Annotated in this window: 17 protein-coding genes; 3 read left to right on the top strand and 14 right to left on the bottom strand. The window is 54.8% G+C overall.

Features of this window, described 5'->3' with window-relative positions; translation table 11 throughout:
• The first annotated feature begins 74 nt into the window (after positions 1–74).
• Positions 75–896 (top strand): putative metalloprotease CJM1_0395 family protein, encoded by an 822-nt coding sequence (locus tag DRET_RS03050; RefSeq protein ID WP_015751063.1) that lies wholly within the window; start codon positions 75–77, stop codon positions 894–896.
• Positions 897–2,063: 1,167 nt separating this feature from the next.
• The gene (locus DRET_RS03040; protein WP_015751061.1) at positions 2,064–3,278 is read left to right on the top strand and encodes a hypothetical protein; all 1,215 of its coding nucleotides are present in this window, start codon (positions 2,064–2,066) and stop codon (positions 3,276–3,278) included.
• 261 nt (positions 3,279–3,539) lie between these two features.
• On the opposite strand, the gene DRET_RS03035 is transcribed toward DRET_RS03040, so the two are convergent.
• From DRET_RS03035 to flgM, 6 genes are all read right to left on the bottom strand, one after another.
• Positions 3,540–4,004 carry a flagellar assembly protein FliW gene (locus DRET_RS03035; RefSeq protein ID WP_015751060.1) on the bottom strand — a complete coding sequence of 155 codons (465 nt, stop codon included), beginning with the start codon at positions 4,002–4,004 and terminating at the stop codon, positions 3,540–3,542.
• Complete coding sequence (gene csrA / locus DRET_RS03030) at positions 3,991–4,251, bottom strand: carbon storage regulator CsrA (protein WP_015751059.1); 261 nt, start codon at positions 4,249–4,251, stop codon at positions 3,991–3,993. Before csrA ends, DRET_RS03035 begins: the two co-directional genes overlap by 14 nt.
• A gap of 62 nt (positions 4,252–4,313) precedes the next feature.
• Complete coding sequence (gene flgL / locus DRET_RS03025; protein ID WP_015751058.1) at positions 4,314–5,192, bottom strand: flagellar hook-associated protein FlgL; 879 nt, start codon at positions 5,190–5,192, stop codon at positions 4,314–4,316.
• 2 nt (positions 5,193–5,194) lie between these two features.
• Positions 5,195–6,877 carry a flagellar hook-associated protein FlgK gene (gene flgK / locus DRET_RS03020; protein ID WP_015751057.1) on the bottom strand — a complete coding sequence of 561 codons (1,683 nt, stop codon included), beginning with the start codon at positions 6,875–6,877 and terminating at the stop codon, positions 5,195–5,197.
• Positions 6,878–6,879: 2 nt separating this feature from the next.
• A complete protein-coding gene (locus DRET_RS03015; RefSeq protein WP_015751056.1) occupies positions 6,880–7,239 on the bottom strand; it encodes a flagellar protein FlgN in 360 nt (119 codons plus the stop codon).
• A gap of 4 nt (positions 7,240–7,243) precedes the next feature.
• A complete protein-coding gene (flgM, locus tag DRET_RS03010; protein ID WP_015751055.1) occupies positions 7,244–7,507 on the bottom strand; it encodes a flagellar biosynthesis anti-sigma factor FlgM in 264 nt (87 codons plus the stop codon).
• A 537-nt stretch (positions 7,508–8,044) separates the two neighbouring features.
• Here flgM and DRET_RS03005 point away from each other — a divergent pair.
• Positions 8,045–9,271: an ISL3 family transposase gene (locus tag DRET_RS03005; RefSeq protein WP_015751054.1), complete on the top strand. Its 1,227-nt coding sequence runs from the start codon at positions 8,045–8,047 to the stop codon at positions 9,269–9,271.
• A gap of 324 nt (positions 9,272–9,595) precedes the next feature.
• Here the strand turns inward: DRET_RS03005 and DRET_RS03000 are convergent, their stop codons facing one another.
• From DRET_RS03000 to DRET_RS02965, 8 genes are all read right to left on the bottom strand, one after another.
• Positions 9,596–9,925, bottom strand: coding sequence for a rod-binding protein (locus tag DRET_RS03000; protein WP_015751053.1), 330 nt, complete (start codon positions 9,923–9,925; stop codon positions 9,596–9,598).
• Positions 9,926–9,973: 48 nt separating this feature from the next.
• Positions 9,974–11,083, bottom strand: coding sequence for a flagellar basal body P-ring protein FlgI (locus DRET_RS02995; RefSeq protein ID WP_015751052.1), 1,110 nt, complete (start codon positions 11,081–11,083; stop codon positions 9,974–9,976).
• A gap of 39 nt (positions 11,084–11,122) precedes the next feature.
• A complete protein-coding gene (locus tag DRET_RS02990; protein WP_015751051.1) occupies positions 11,123–11,812 on the bottom strand; it encodes a flagellar basal body L-ring protein FlgH in 690 nt (229 codons plus the stop codon).
• Positions 11,812–12,786 carry a flagellar basal body P-ring formation chaperone FlgA gene (flgA, locus tag DRET_RS12845; protein WP_052293261.1) on the bottom strand — a complete coding sequence of 325 codons (975 nt, stop codon included), beginning with the start codon at positions 12,784–12,786 and terminating at the stop codon, positions 11,812–11,814. The genes DRET_RS02990 and flgA overlap by 1 nt, the downstream gene beginning before the upstream one ends.
• A gap of 10 nt (positions 12,787–12,796) precedes the next feature.
• On the bottom strand, positions 12,797–13,585 hold the full coding sequence (flgG, locus tag DRET_RS02980) for a flagellar basal-body rod protein FlgG (RefSeq protein ID WP_015751049.1): 789 nt from the start codon (positions 13,583–13,585) through the stop codon (positions 12,797–12,799).
• A 54-nt stretch (positions 13,586–13,639) separates the two neighbouring features.
• Positions 13,640–14,371, bottom strand: coding sequence for a flagellar hook-basal body protein (locus DRET_RS02975; protein WP_015751048.1), 732 nt, complete (start codon positions 14,369–14,371; stop codon positions 13,640–13,642).
• 173 nt (positions 14,372–14,544) lie between these two features.
• On the bottom strand, positions 14,545–14,991 hold the full coding sequence (locus DRET_RS02970; RefSeq protein ID WP_015751047.1) for a hypothetical protein: 447 nt from the start codon (positions 14,989–14,991) through the stop codon (positions 14,545–14,547).
• Positions 14,991–15,656 (bottom strand): FliA/WhiG family RNA polymerase sigma factor, encoded by a 666-nt coding sequence (locus DRET_RS02965; RefSeq protein WP_244147920.1) that lies wholly within the window; start codon positions 15,654–15,656, stop codon positions 14,991–14,993. Before DRET_RS02965 ends, DRET_RS02970 begins: the two co-directional genes overlap by 1 nt.
• Positions 15,657–15,663 lie beyond the last annotated feature (7 nt).

The raw sequence follows: 15,663 nt of genomic DNA, 5'->3' as shown, positions 1-15,663 counted from the left end.
GTATTTCCTCCCTCAATGCTTTTTTGCGCATGAGCGCCAATACGAATGCCGCAACTCAAATGAGCAGCGGCTCAATGCGTTCGACGCCAAACGAGTTCCCAGTGGCGCCGCCTTCTGGCAGTACCTCCCAGGACGCCTCGCGTAGACCTTCGGCAACTCCGACATTCCGGCCGAATCTATCACCGCAGTCGGCCTCTCCTCCCTCTCCGCACGGAGACAAAGTCCACCTCTCCAAGCAGGCCCAGGAAACCAGTCAGGGCGACCCCCCGACAACCGCCAGCGCGCAAATGAGTCGGGCTGAGCGTCAGATTTTGGATCAACTCCAAGCCAGGGACCGGGAAGTTAAAACTCATGAGCAGGCCCATATCGCTGCCGGTGGGCCGTATGTCAGTGGTGGAGCCAGCTACTCCTACCGCATTGGTCCGGACGGCAAGATGTACGCCGTGGGCGGTGAAGTTTCCATAGACGTCTCGCCAGTGCCAGGAAACCCTGAAGCGACTATTGAAAAGGCCCAGGCCATACAGCGTTCTGCCACCGCCCCGGCCGAGCCCTCGGCGCAGGACGCTATTGTCGCATCCAAGGCCCGGGCCATGGAAAGCGAGGCTCGAGCGGAGTTGCGGCAAGAAGAACACAGCGAAGCCCCGGATTCTACTTCTGTAGCAAATGAGAGAACAGGGCGTGTCGCCGCTGGTGTTTCGGCAGGATCGGATGTGGCGCCACTGAGTGAACTCGCCCCCTCTGCCGGGCCCCAGCGTGCCACAGAAGCCAACTCCCAAAGGCCGGACAGACTCGAGGCTTCCGACCTGGAACTCCTCCTGCAAGCCGCCGAGAGCTATACATCCATGGCGATCCCTCCTGCTCACCTTCCTTCAGCCGGACTCAGCCTCCACGCCTAACTGATTGTTGAAAAAGACTTTATAACGCAGGTCGTTCAAAAATCCCAAGGGACGGCGACACAAAGTTCAAGGTTGCAGCGTACGTATTCGTACGAAAGGGGTGGAGCGTCTTACATCTTTGCTGCCATTGGGACATTTTCAACGGCCTGCTCCGTTGCTTTTCTTCCATGCCCCCGCTTATCGTTGCCTTCGACCGTGTCAAAATGCCGTCAACAAAAACCGGGTCGTCCAGGCTTTTCGGCGCTTCGCCCAAAGGCACCACAGGCCTCAAAGCCAGCCGCTTCGCCCTCCATCGGGCGCTGGCCACCTCCCTGACCATATGCAAAACAAGCCACTTTCGCCAAGCACAAAGGGGCTGTATTAGCGGGACGAAGAACTGGCAGTGAGCGTGCTTTTCCAGTTTTACAAACGGGCCCAGTGTAGCAGCTTCTATATCACGAAATCGTGGTACTATACTTTTCCCCGGGTGCAAATCCGAGCTCGGTCAATGGCTTTTCGCCGTGCTCCCGGGAGAGCCTATGGTTTGTCTGTCACGAGGCGCTGCAAAACGCCCTCAGGATTTCGCGAAATGCTCCGCTGTCTCCAGCCCACTGCCGACAAGCCTATCGCAAAAATTCTTTTTTTCATATGTGACCTTCGCGGAAGGATCGGAACGCCGCAGGGAAGACAATAATTTGACAGGCGCCCTCGGAAGAACTCGCACGTTGTGTTGAAATTTGAGCCCAGGTTTTTGTATTTCTCACCTTGATGAGAAAGATCGTAATGACGACCCTAAACCCAACTGGGTATGGCTCCCACGCTTGCCTCGGCTGTCGCTCCGCTCTCAGCCGACCTACGCGATCGTCCCTACTGTGCTGAGATATTCCCAATATGCTGCTCGCCAAGACCAGCGCCGGATTCTTGATACACCCAGCCCGAGTCCACCACAAAAACCACCTGCCATCGGAGCTTACCAACACGTAGGTCGGCTCCGGCAAAGCTGAAGCCGACCTTCCACCGGGCCTATACAAAACCCAATACCCCCAGCTCAACCTCGGGCTCTCTTGCCTTGCCGCCGACCGTCCACCATTTACCGCCCCCCTGCCCCGACCGATAAAGAATTCCCCCTTCCAACCGATACAAAACCAGGACATCCGAACACCGAAACTTTACTGCAAGGACTCCCGTATGGACGGTCTGTACATTTCCGCGCAGACACAACCAGCCCAACCCCAGGCTCCGGCATCCAAGGCTTCGGCCTCATCGTCAACGGACCGCTTCCAACGCCTCCTGGACGAGGCCCAGCCGACATCGGCGGTTCAGCCAGGCAAGGCAGAGGTGACCAATGAAAATCTGGTTGCCCTCGGTCGCCTAAACCGGGCCGCGCCGACAGTCTCCCATCTCTTGGTCCAAAACCCCGCCACCCGGGAGCAGGTCTGGGACATCGTCCACAGCCAAGCCAACCAGACCAAGGACTTCCGACACATCACTACCGGCGAGACGATCTATCTCGATACAGCGACCCAGGAGATCGTCTGGGGCCAAGAGGTCCCCAGCCACGCAACTGCCGTTGCGGCCCCAAGCTCGCTACCCGAGGAACACCCTTCTGCCTCCCCACCTGCCCTAGCCGGCGCACCCGACCAGGCCCCGCCCCAAGCCGCGACGCCCGCTTCCACGCAGCCAGAGCAGAGCAAACCGGCTTCAGCCGCCTCCCTGTTCCGTGCTGCTGGCGCCGAGCGCTTTCTGGCCGCGGCTTTTGATTTCAGCGAGCCCTATACGGCGCAAGCCACACAGCACGCCGGCTCGAGCCAGACTCTGCCCGAACTCAACCAAGCCGTGGCCGCGTATTGCGGCAACTCCTACAACCAAATGGACTGCTATGAACTGGTTGTGCAGGGGCTCAAGGACCTCGGCGTGGACTACGGCGGCCGGGAAGGTTTGCAGCAGGCCTTAATGGCCAAGGCCGAACAGGAAGGGCGCCCGAGCAACGCCTATCTGACCGGCGAGGGCCTCATCAGCGCCTCGGGCCGGCATGTGTATCAAGCCGCCTTCCATCCGCCCGAAGACCCGCAGGCCAAAGCCGACGCCTTGTTCGCCGAACTCAGCGGTAACTTGGAGCCGGGCATGGTCCTGTCCTTCTCGACCCCGAATCGGGGTCATACCGGCGTGATCGGCAAACAGGGTCAGGCCTGGACATTCATCAATTCCGGCGTGATCGACAATCCTGTCGGCCAAGCCGGAACCGAATACGGTGTTGCCGAGGAAGATTTGCGCAAGGAACTCGCCAATTGGCTGCGGCGTAGCGCGGCTGACGGACAAACGCTGCAGGTCAGCGTCGGCGTCCTCGATCCAGGCAAACTGGCCGCGTTTCAGGCGGGCCGGGGGATAGAGGAGAGAGTTTGAATTGGTGCGTATTACGCATGAAGAAAGAAGGGAGATTCGAGAATCGGTTTATAAACGAAATCGGGAGTAAACTTCACGTTCCAGCCCACTTGGGGTAAACGAACATCGCTACCATGCGGGGCGGTCAAGCCTGACAAAAGCAAACCGGGTAGAATGCCGGACCACCGGCTCTTTTTCTTGCCCGCCCTCTGCCACCAAACAAAAAAACCGGCGAACCACTATGGTCCCGCCGGAAATTGCCGTTCACAAAAGGGAACAAGATTACGCGCCAGTCGAGGAAACCGTTTCTGGCTCTTCTCCTTCTTTGTGCACTGGAAGTGGCGTACGGGTGGAAAACTCTGTTGTCTCTAAGACCTTCTGGAAAGCGCACTTGGTGTCCGGGGCGTATAACACTGGGGCTGCCAAATTGACAGTGATTGAGTCATCCCCGTGCACAGTGATCATAGCCAAAACAACAACGGACGCATCAGCACCCACTCCGAGGACCTGCCGCTCAGCTTGAGCAACACGCACCGTGTACGACGGGAAAAAGTGCCCGACGTCCGCAAGAAGAAAAGCAAATGCGCCCTCATCCACACTTTGCAAGCATACCAAGGGCTCATCCTCTTCACGGGGCATAACTACAAAACGCCGTAACTGTTCAAATCCCACGAGGCCCTCAGGGAAATGAACGATTTCTTCGGGGGTGTACTCAACCCACCCAAACCTGGTCTCAATCTGTTCCACTGCTGGACGCCTTTTTCGGTGGTTTCACGAGCTGCTGGGCTAAACTCCGCCAGTCATCGGCCTGCCACTGACTCGCGTGTTTGTTTTCCTGACGGATTCGCTCGTAGACTTCTTCGCGGTATATTTTTTTTTCCTTCGGCGCCTCTATTCCGACCCGAATCCGCCCGTCATTGTCCTCCAGTATGCGCACGGTGATATCATCACCTATCAAAAATCCCTCACCGGGCTTGCGCGTAATAACCAGCATAGGCCCTCCCTGGCTTCCATGGCTCTGTCTCGATTCTGGCCAGGGAAGAATGCGCCACATTCCTACATATAGTCAAGCAACGACAATTGCCCGATTTTCGTGGTCACGGCCAAGGCGGCCTTCAAAGAGGTCTCTTGCTGCATCAATTGTGAGGAAACCTCAACGATGTCCGCGTCTTCGTAGTCGGATAAAAATTCCTTCATATCCAATACGGCTTTCTCCCGATAGGACACCGCGGACTCGAGGCGGTTGATTCTGGTCCCCACATCTGCCCGCGTCGAACTCACGGTATCCATAACTTCCTGGAGAGATTCAACATCATTTGAATCTATCTCTATCGCAGGATCCTTCATTGCAGTCGAAATATTCTGCAACGTTTCGAAAATATTGTCTGGAGTTGTAGAAGCGAACACCTCTTTTCCTGAAACGGAAATGTCGACTTCTTCCCCGGGAGCGATCTCAAGTGTGCGTGTATTGTCATCGCCGTTAAACGTTCCATCATCCGCAAACGGCTTGGTGTCTTCTTCATACCCGGCAAAAATGTACCGCCCGTCACTCTGGGAATTGGCAACGCCGAGCAGTTCCTCCCTTAGCCCCTCCACAATCTTGCCCATAGTGGCCATATCTTCATCACGCAATGCCCCGTTCCCTGCGGCCACAGTTTGCTCTTTGGCCTGCACCAGCAAATCAAAGGCCCTTCCCAATTGGTAATCGTAGTTCTTCAATCCGGTTTTGGCCGCATCCATATTTCTTGTATAACGGTCACTGCTTTCAATCTGGGTCCGATAATTGAGAATTGGGCGGACTGCGGTGGGATCATCCGAAACCTCATTGATTTTCTTGCCCGTGGCTGCCTGCTTTTGCAGATCTGCCGTCTTTTCGTTGATCCGCCCGATTTCAGTTTGCATGAACTGAAAGGAACTGGCTAGGGTCACGCGCATGGCTACCTCTTGATATTGAGCAGGGTTTGCATCATTTCATCAGCGGTGGTCAAATATTGGGCAGAGGCCTGAAACGCTTTCTGGTACCGCTGGAGCTTAATCATGGACTCGTTGATCGAAACCCCGGAGATTTCCTGACGCCGGGCCTCGAGCTGGTCAACAGTATTTTGGAAGCTGGAGCGGTTGAAATCATTCTGTTGCCCCGCAACACCCACGTCCGCGGCCACCTTTCCGTAGAAATCAATAGCCGTATAGCGGCCGTTTACCATCTTTTCATTTTTCAGACCGGCCATCTTTTGGGCATTGCGGTTGTCACCGGGCGCATCGCTTTCGCCAGCGGCTATGTCACCAGTGTTCTCAATGGCAAGCTGTAGGCCACTGTCACCACCGCCCCCATCTTGCGTCCAAGAAAGCAGAGGCGATTGTAAATTACTAGATGGATTCGTGATCGTGGTTATCGTCGTATCCGGGTCCGTTGAGGCGATTCGCAGTTCATAATCACCGCTCGTTCCTGCTACCGTCGCCTTGACTCCAACATTGGCGTCATTGATAGCTTCAGCAACACCCTCGAAGGTCGTACCGTCTGGTATGGTTATTGATTTGTCCGTGCCATCACTAAACTCAACCTTCACATCCGAATCAGACCCTGTTGTGTTTGCAGGAGCGGTTTTAGTCCCAAAAGACGCACTCTTAAAATGCGTGACCGGCTCAAAAAAATTATTCCCCGTATCTCCATCTAAATCTGTTCCTTGCGTATGCTGGCCGTTTACGGCCTGGATCAGACTGCTGCGCAAATTGACCATCTCATCCTGAACGCCCGTCACCACCTCATCACGCACATTGAGCAGCCCACCAAAGCCGCCGCCGAAATCTTCCCGGGACAAGTCGATCGTTGTGCTGCCAATCTCAAGGGAAAAATCCTGGACCACGCCGCCGCTGTTTGCGGCTTGCAGCGTAAAGGCCGAGGTGTCCTGCACCAATGTCTGCCCTCCGGCCAACTGCACGGAAACAGCGCCGTTATCCCCTTCCACCGCTGTCGCCCCAAGGCGTTGGGCGAGTTCTTGGAGCAACACATCGCGCTGGTCCAGGGCTGTATTAGGATTTTTGCCCACGGCCAAACCTTGCTGTACGGTCGCGTTCAACTTTGCTACCTGTCCCAACTTCGCATTGATGCCCGCTATTTGCGTATTGAGTTCGCTATCTATGGATTGACGGAGTTTATCAAGAGAGGTCATTTTTTGATTGAATTCGGTCTGCAGCACCTCGGCACTGCGCAACACGATTTCCCGTTCTGTTTCCCCTCCGGGGTTCAGGGAAAGGTCTTGCCAGGCTCCAAAAAAATCATCAATACTATCCGAAAGCCCCCCCTCATCAATACTCAATATCCGCTCAAGGTCGGTGAGTGGGGAGGCTTTGGCCTCGGCATTCCCCAATTGATCAGCAGCCGCACGCAAGCGCTCCAGAATAAACATATTCGATTCGCGCTCGATACTGGATACCTCCACCCCTTGACCAAACGACAAACCGCCGCGTTGCAGCGTGGGCAAAGCAGAAGATTCGATCGTTTGTCGCGAGTATCCTTCCGTGCTCACGTTGGAGACATTGTTACCAACGACCTCCAACGCCTTTTGACTGGCTGCCATGCCCGTCTGGCCCAAATGGAGCGCACTTAAGATCCCAGCCATGCTCACACCTTCCCGTTAACAAGACTGCCACTACTGCGGCTTTCAATGACATCCCCGCCATACCCATACGCCGGCGGCTCCGGACTGCCCTGGATGAGATCCAGACTGTCCTGCACCCATTGCAGAGTAAAGGACAAAAAATAGGCATTGCGCTGGGTCTCCAGGCGCACCATCTCAGCCGCGTCACGCTCTGCATCCGTCAGCGGAACTGTTTCATCTTCCAGCGTGGCCAGCAAATCGGTTTTAATCTGGGTGGCGGCCTCCAAGGCTTGCCAGTCCAGAGATTTGGCTGCCTCGCGCTCTTCACGGGTCACGTCGATGACGCGCTGGAGCCGCGACAGACGGGAATCCGGCGACGACATAGTGCTATTCTCCCTTAGCGATGTGTGTCAGCAAACTGGCCGCCACCTTGTTCATATCCGGCTGGTAGGTACCGTTTTCTACTTGCGCCTTAAGCTCTTGGACACGCGCGGCGCGCTCCGTTTCCGACGCCTGCTGCACATCGGCAGAAAGTTGGACACTGTCACTGGGCTGGCTTTTTTCCGGCTTGGGCACTTCCTGAATCCGGTTGGCCTTTCGAGGCCCCTGAAGTTGGGTTATGCGCGGGTCGCCATCGATTTTGATGGTCATGGTCTACTCCTGGAACGCGTTCTCGGCGCCTCGTCAGGCGCGGTTGTCTTCCGTGACAAGCCTCAGTACTGATATGGCTTATATATTGTATCGGCTGCCGAGGCTAGGGGTTTAGCTTCAGGGATACAGAAATGCGGGGGACAGGGAATTGGGGTGTTGAAAAATTGCGGAATTTCGGGATCCAGGGATGGAGGGAGTGAAGAAAGAAGAAACAAAATACATCAATTGGTGAAGCTGGTGCGGCGTCTGCGGTCCGAGGCGGGAAACGGAGGACGGAAGGCCGAGGACGATAGCTGGCAGGAAGGATGAGGTAGCTTCCGTAAGGAAAACTTGTACAAATCAAAATCGGGATCAAAATCGGGATCAAAATCGAATATTCATCACCCTGGCTTATGGCATTAAAAAATTGCGAAATTAAAGAATTTCGGGGTTCCTCACACAAATCTGTGCCTGACTTGAGGCCAAAAACTTGAAAAGCATGAGCCCTCTCGGGTAGTTAGGTAGTTACCACACAAACCTATCACCCAGGAGGAACTCATGCTCGTGTCCCAGTTAACCAAATTGACGCTGGATATTCAAGGATTTCGTGTCGGTCGGGTTCAGGGTGATACGAGCGGGATCACCGTAGATATAGCCCCAGACCGGCGTCATCTGCTCTTTTGCAGCCGCTGCGGTAGCGCTGCCAAGTATCGGGATACCCTTACAAGTCGCTATTTTCGCCATGTCCCTCTTTGGGGGATCCCTGTATGGCTCCGGTACAGCCCCCGCAGAGTTCGGTGCGGACATTGTGGCGTCAAGGTGGAGTATTTCCCCTGGAGCACAGGCAAACATCGGTTCACAACGGCTTTTGCCCACTTCCTGGCTTCGTGGGCCCGGTTACTGCCCTGGAAACATGTAGCACAGCTTTTTGGTTGCTCCTGGGGTACCGTGGCCGCTGCTGTTGACCAGATTGTCGAGTATGGTCTGGCCCATCAAGATCTCTCGAATCTGACGCACATTGGGATTGACGAAATCTCCCGAGAAAAGGGCCAAGTATACCTAACCAATGTCTACGACCTGAATACCTCCAGACTCGTATGGAGCGGGGAAAAACGGACAAAGGCAACAATTACCAACTTCTTCACCTCGCTTGGCCCTAGCAAGATCGATAAGCTTGAAGGGGTCTGTTGCGACATGTGGGAGCCGTATACCCAGGTCATTCAAGACAAGGCCCCGAAAGCGACGATGGTCTTCGACAAATTCCACATTGTCCGGCATCTCAATGAAGCCGTTGACCAGGTCCGTAGAGACGAGATCCGGGAGAAGGGCCAAAAGCACAAGGATCTGGTTAAAGACACCCGATATATCTGGCTCAAGAACCCGTGGAACCTGACTGACAAGCAGGCATCTCGGTTGAATGCACTGGAAAAACTCAATCTCAAAATCAACAGGGCGTATTTACTCAAGGAATCATTTCGCCAGTTCTGGTCGTATGAGTGCAGGACTTCAGCCAAAGATTTCCTCGACAAGTGGTTCTGGTGGGCGACGCATTCCAGGCTGAAGCCAATGCGAAATTTTGCTTGGATGCTGCGCCGCAAAGAAGAAAATATTCTCAGTTATTTCGATATGCCCATCAGCAATGGCTCGGTGGAAGGCCTCAACAATAAGGCTAAAGTCATTAGTCACAGAGCATACGGGTTCAGGTCGGCCAAGAACTACATCCGGAATCTGTACCATTGCATGGGCGGGCTACCTGAACCCCAAATTATGCACAGATTTGTGTGAGGAACCAATTTCGGCATCGAAGGATTAGGAAATTGCAGAGGTGAGAAACAAGATACATTAATTGAAAATTGATGACGGCGCCTGGCGGTCCAAGAAAGAAAGATGGTGGACGGGAGAGGGAAGCCAGAAGACAATAAACAGCATCTCGTGTTCATTAGACGGAATCTATATAAAAATCAAGGAATGTGAAAACATATCGAGCAGCATCAATTCACCCTTTAAGTTTATCAAATTCAATAATTTTTCATGTCTTTAATTCTTGAATTCCTAAATTCTTCAATCCCTCAATACCTCAACCCTTCGACTCCTCAATTTGTGTATTCCTCAATAACTCCCCAAAAAACCGCTCCCGGCGTCGCCAGAAGAATCAGGGCCTCCGGCCATTTCCCCATAAAGCGCCTCGGCCAACCCAACGCCGCGGCCGGTGGACACGGATTGAGCCACTTCCACGTCAAAGGCTTCTTCAAACCATTGCTGCCCATTGCTGCGCTCGATGAGCCCTCCCTCGGGAACCGCTGCACGCATGGACTTGAACATGGACTGAAGGAAAAAGGCTTCAAACTTCTGGCAGGTCTGTTTGAGTTGTTCGGCACTGTTTGTATCGGCCTGCCGTAGCTGACTGATCCCAATTCGCGGGTCTATGCCAAGTCCCATTTATTCCTCCTTCGGCCGGAGCACCACCGGCGTCGTATGCCTGACTGGCTACAGCAGCACTAATTCCGCGTGCAATGCCCCAGCTGCCTTGATGGCTTGGAAAATAGCGATCAAATCCCGGGGCGTGGCACCAATGGCGTTCAGGGCGGCGGCCACATCACCGATATTGACGCCCTTGTTCATAACCATCAAGCGAGCCTCTTCTTCCTCAACCTGCACTTCCGTGCGCGGCACCGTGGTGGTCTCTCCCTGGGAAAAGGGTTGCGGCTGCGAGACCTGCGGCATTTCTCGAACCATGAGCTTCAAGTTGCCATGGGCTACCGCCACCTTGTCCAAGCGCACGTCTTGCCCCATGACGATTGTGCCGGTGCGTTCATTGACCACCACACGCGCCTTGCTGTCCGGCTGGACCGTCAGCCGCTCCAGGTCGGCGATAAACTTTACCCGGTTCTCAGCAAAAGCATCGGGAATTCGCACTCGGAAACTGGCACTATCCATGGCGTGAGCCGTTTTCTGCCCGTATTCCTCATTGATCACGCTTGTAATCCGCGAGATGGTCGTGAAATCCGACTCTTGGATGTGATAGGTCAAAGGACCTTTTTGCGGAAAACTATACGGCACTTCCCGCTCCACCGTGGCACCATCAGGAACCCGGCCAACTGTAGGGTGATTTTTCTGGACCTGGCCAGCTTGGCCACTAACGGAAATACCGCCTACAGACAGCGGGCCCTGGGCCACAGCGTAGACCTTGCCATCCGGCCCGCTGAGCGGGGTTTGGAGCAAGGTGCCGCCTGACAAGCTCTCGGCGTCGCCGATGGAAGACACCAACACATCCACAGGACTTCCAGTTTTGACAAAAGGCGGCAATTCCGCAGTGACCATAACCGCGGCCACGTTGCCTACATTAATATCCTCGCGGTTGGACGAAATATTCAGCCTTTCAAGCATGTTGGCCAGGGTTTCTTTGGTAAACCCTGTACCGGAACTGTCACCGGTGTCGTTGAGGCCCACCACCAGACCGTAGCCAAGGATCTGGTTCGTGCGCACTCCTTTGAGATCGGCGATATCCTTGATACGCGCAGCTGTTGCCGGCAAAGTCCAGACCATCGCCAGACAGAGCACAAGTATCGCACCTATGAAGCGGCTCCAGGAGAGCATGGGAAGTATCCTTTCCAGGTTCACGGATCCTGAGGGCAACTAAAACGGCCAGACATTGTCAATCAGCCGCATCAGCCAGCCGGGCTTTTGTTTGTCGCTGATAGCGCCTCGACCAGTATAAGTGATCTCAGCGTCCAGCACATAACTTGAATCGACCACATTCTGAGCACTGATATCCTCGGGGCGAACAATTCCGGACAAACCGATAAATTCTTCTTCGTTATTGACCATGACCCGCTTACGACCGAAGATTCGCAAATTGCCGTTCGGCAATTGTTCAATAACCTGGGTGGCGATCGTGGCCGATAAATTCGCATTCCGGCTAGTTTCGCCGCTTCCGACAAAAGAATTGTTGAAATTGGCACCGACCAAATTTTTCAAATCCACATTGGGATTGCTCAACAGAGCTTGCGAATTGGGGATCCCAAACAAGTTGTTAATACCAGCATCGACACTCGATGTGCGTCCAGTATCAGTGGTGGCGTCTTTGCTGGCCTGCGCCTGTTCAGAGATAGACACGGTAACGATATCGCCGGGAGCTTGCGCCTTATTGTCCGAAAAGAGGTTGGCCTCACCTGTATTCCACAATGAACCCTGACTGGCACGTTGCGGCTTTTGGGGCACGACTTTTTGGGGTGCATTGGCCTCCGGCCCCCATTGCGGCTCGTGCTTGGGTGCGCACCCACATGCCAAAGCGAACACACAAAAGACTATAATATATTTATACATCAAAATCGAACCCTTACAGTGTCTGCCGACACAACGGTACCGAAAATTTCTTTTCCAGTGCGTCTATTTTCCACCCGTATAGTTTCTTGCAATCCGCCGTCTTCCTGGGCCACGCCACTGGCGGTGATCACCAGGGCCCCTCTGACAGCTTCCAAAGTCACTGGCTTGCCCCGCTGAACGAGAATAGGGGCGGCCAGGACCGAACGATCCAGAACCTCCCCGGCCCGCACAGAGCGTACCACACGCTGGCCCACGGCAACGGAGGCTTCGTATACCGGATCGTCCAGGCGGGACAATTGCCTGCTTTCCCGGCGCAGATCACTGGCCTGCACAATACTTTCTCGGTCCAGATTGCGCCGGGCTGTGACGATCTCGGCTTCGGCCCGGACACGCCCAGAGACAGAGACCTTGTGCACCAAACGCCCGTGCCGGCGGAACAAAAGAGTAAAACGCCTGGCGGACAAGACCTGAGACGATGAGGGAACAACCTCACACTCCCATTTCGCGTCAGCTACGGTGAACGCTTGCGGAAGCCTGCCGGGCTCGAAACTAACCGAGGTGATCTCTGGCCGGTCCAGACGCTCCCGGAGAAAATCATTGACCACCTGCACCATATCCTCTTGGGCAATAATAACCCCGTCGCGACGGACACGAACGTGTTCAGCACCCTTCCACGCCACTTCCGCTTCCTGGGGGGCCTGCTGCTGGATATAGGCTTTCAGGGTTTGCGCACGGTAGGTGCGGACGCTGCCGTAGTCCGGCACCTGAAACAAGGCGATCTCCCCCCATTCTTCCGCCCTCCATTCCGGGGTGATCCGAGCCACATCACGCAAATGCAATGTTTCCCCCTGCACGGTCGCCTCAGGCAAAAATGTAATCTGCACCGGAGGAGCGGCTACGGCAGGGACAGCCAGCCAGCAAAGCAGCGGCACAATGGCCAACAGGAAAATTTGCAAACGAAGGGCGGCAATCATACTCATGCTTTTAGGCGAGTTGGTTGGTCATCTGCAGCATTTCATCAGCTGTTTTGACTGCTTTGGAATTAATCTCGTACGCCCGTTGGGCTGAGATCATATTCACCATTTCCTGCATGGTGCTCACATTAGAGTCCTCCAGAAAATTTTGCGCCAACGCTCCAAGTCCGTCTTCACCGGGCAAATCAACGATAGGCGCTCCGGAGGACTGCGTCTCCAAGTGGAGGTTGTTACCGATATTTTTCAGTCCGGCCGGGTTGCTGAAACGGGCCAACTCTATCGTACCCAGATCACTTGGCGTGGCCGCTTCGCCCTCTAAATAGGCCTGCACCGTGCCATCCTTACCGATAACTACATCAGTGGCATTTTCCGGGATGACGATCTCCGGCTCCAGGGGATATCCGTCAGAGGTCACCACTCGGCCGTCTCCATCTTTCTTCAACGCTCCGGCCCTGGTGTAGGCTGTTTCCCCATCTGGTAAGGTAACCTGAAAAAATCCATCGCCTTCAATGGCCAAATCCAATTCATTGCCCGTACGGTTGATGTCACCGATAGTGTTGATCTTATAAACAGCTGCCGTACGCACCCCGTGTCCGATCTGCGTCCCGGTGGGCACATCGTTTTCTTGAGTCACTGCACTACCAACATTCCTGGCATCCTGATAGAGAAGATCCTGGAAATCGACCCGGCTTTTCTTGAAACCTGTAGTGTTCACGTTGGCCAGGTTATTAGCGATGACGTCGACAATGGTCTGCTGGGCTTCCATGCCGGTGGCGGCTGTGGACAAAGCGGTGGTCATATGCGTATCTCCTTATGGATGGGAATACGTGCTTTCGTTTGCTCGAACAACAACTTACCCGATCCGGCCGACTGTGTTCGTTTTCTGGGCAACGGTATCGTAGGCTTTTATAGCTTTCTGGAAGGACTGAAATCCTCGCTCAGCTTGAATAAGCTCCGTTGTCATTTCAATGGCACTTACGTTGGAAGACTCAAGCTGGCCCTGGTGCAAGGTACTCTCAGCGACGACTCTTTCCGAAACACCCTCCGGGCGGCGCCAGAGATTCGCCCCTTGTTTTTCCAATTGCTGGAGATCGTCAACGGTGTACAAGTCCAGCTGCCCCTGCTCCACACCGTTTTCCCCGAAAACAGAGCCTTCTTCACTGATCCGGACATTGCTGTCCGTGAGATTGACCGGACCGGTCTCCCCAACCACTTGCTCCCCAGTGGGAGTGACCAAGGCACCGTCTGGCTGGAGCACAAAACTGCCGTGACGGGTATAGGCAAAGCCATCATCAGTAGCGACCTTGAAAAACCCCCCGCCTTTGATGGCCAGATCCAGCGGGCGTCCCGTGTGCTGCAGCCCCCCCTGGGAAAAGTCGGTGTGCGTGCTCGTCATCTGGAGCCGGCTGGTCCCTTCACCCGTCCTGCCAGCCTGGGCATTGTCCAATTGCGTTTCAAACAGCAGCCGGTCCTGCTTAAATCCGGCATTATCGATATTGGCCAGATTGTTGCTCAAAACCTGCAGCCGGGTTCTTTCTAAAGCGGCCCCAGACAACGGGGCGGCAAGTCCGGAAAAAATGGGCATCGTCAGTTCCTGTGCGCTGTGGTCGAAATATGGAAAACATCTGTCACCAGTGACCGAAAACGGGCGACCGATTCAGATATCGTATCGGATTGCCGGGGATGAACTTTAGGTGGATGGATGCGCCGCAGGCAGACAGGACGAGGCCCGGGACGGCGTGGCAGCAGGGTCTACTCCTAATGGCCCCACCCTTGCCCAGAGGCATCCTGCCCCATAGGCTGAGAAATCTGGGCCAGGGAGGCCAATTGCTGGGTTTCGTGGGCCGAGAGGCCGAGCATCTCAGCGATCTGTTCCGAATCCATACCAGTGCCGGCCATATTCACAGCCGCCTTGTACCGGTCTGGCATCTGTTTGGGCTGATTCTGGACCATTTCCAAACGGTTCTTGATCTCGCGCTCGGCCACCACCGATTCTGAAGTTGAGCGCGCTTGCGGAACAGGGCACGCTTCAAGGTCCGACACCTCTTCGGCCAGTTGACCAAGACGCTGCCGGGCTTGCTCCACTTCCTGTCGCAATGTCCTGTTTTCAGCCTTAAGCCGCTGTTGAGCACGCCAGAGCAAGACAAGACCGAGGGCCAGAACTGTATTCATCCCCAATAAAGCAGCGAGCATGAAAAGTAACATCACAAGCGCTCCATTTTGACCCGCAGCTTGGCTAAGGCTTGGCTGTGGAGTTGCGATATCCGTCCCTCGGTCAGACTAAGCACGTCGGCAATCTCTTTTTGACTCAGTCCCTCGTGGTACAAAAGGGCGATGACCTGCTGCTCCTTTTCGGAGAGTTCGTGCAGCATGCCGGCCACTTCCCGAGTTAATTCGGCCTGCTCAACAGCTTCTTCCGGGGGCATCCCGTCGGTATCCTCCAGAACGTCCAAAAAACTTTGCCCGGTGTCGCTGTCGCTCAAAACTTCCTGGAGACTCATACACCCGAGATGGCTGACTTCACCGAGCATACGGTGGTACCCAGTCAGGTCCATATCCATGGCCGCAGCAACTTCGTTTTCGTTTGGCGCGCGCTCCAGTGAAATCTCTAGTTCACGGATGGTCTCGGCCAACCGCTGGTGCTTGTCGCGCATGGAACGGGAAAACCAATCCAAACGGCGCACCTCATCGAAGATTGCGCCTCGAATGCGGTGTTCAGCAAAGGTCTTGAACAGCACCCCTTGATTGGGATCGAAACGGTTTGCAGCGTTAATCAGACCCTCCATGGCCGCACTTCTGATTTCGTCGCGGCTCATAAACGCTGGGACCTGTGTAACCATGCGCTCTACCCAATAGGAAACCATATTCATGTGCTCC

Origin of the sequence: Desulfohalobium retbaense DSM 5692, assembly GCF_000024325.1 — a bacterium.
Taxonomy (GTDB): domain Bacteria; phylum Desulfobacterota; class Desulfovibrionia; order Desulfovibrionales; family Desulfohalobiaceae; genus Desulfohalobium; species Desulfohalobium retbaense.
This window is presented reverse-complemented; position numbering and strand designations above follow the sequence as displayed.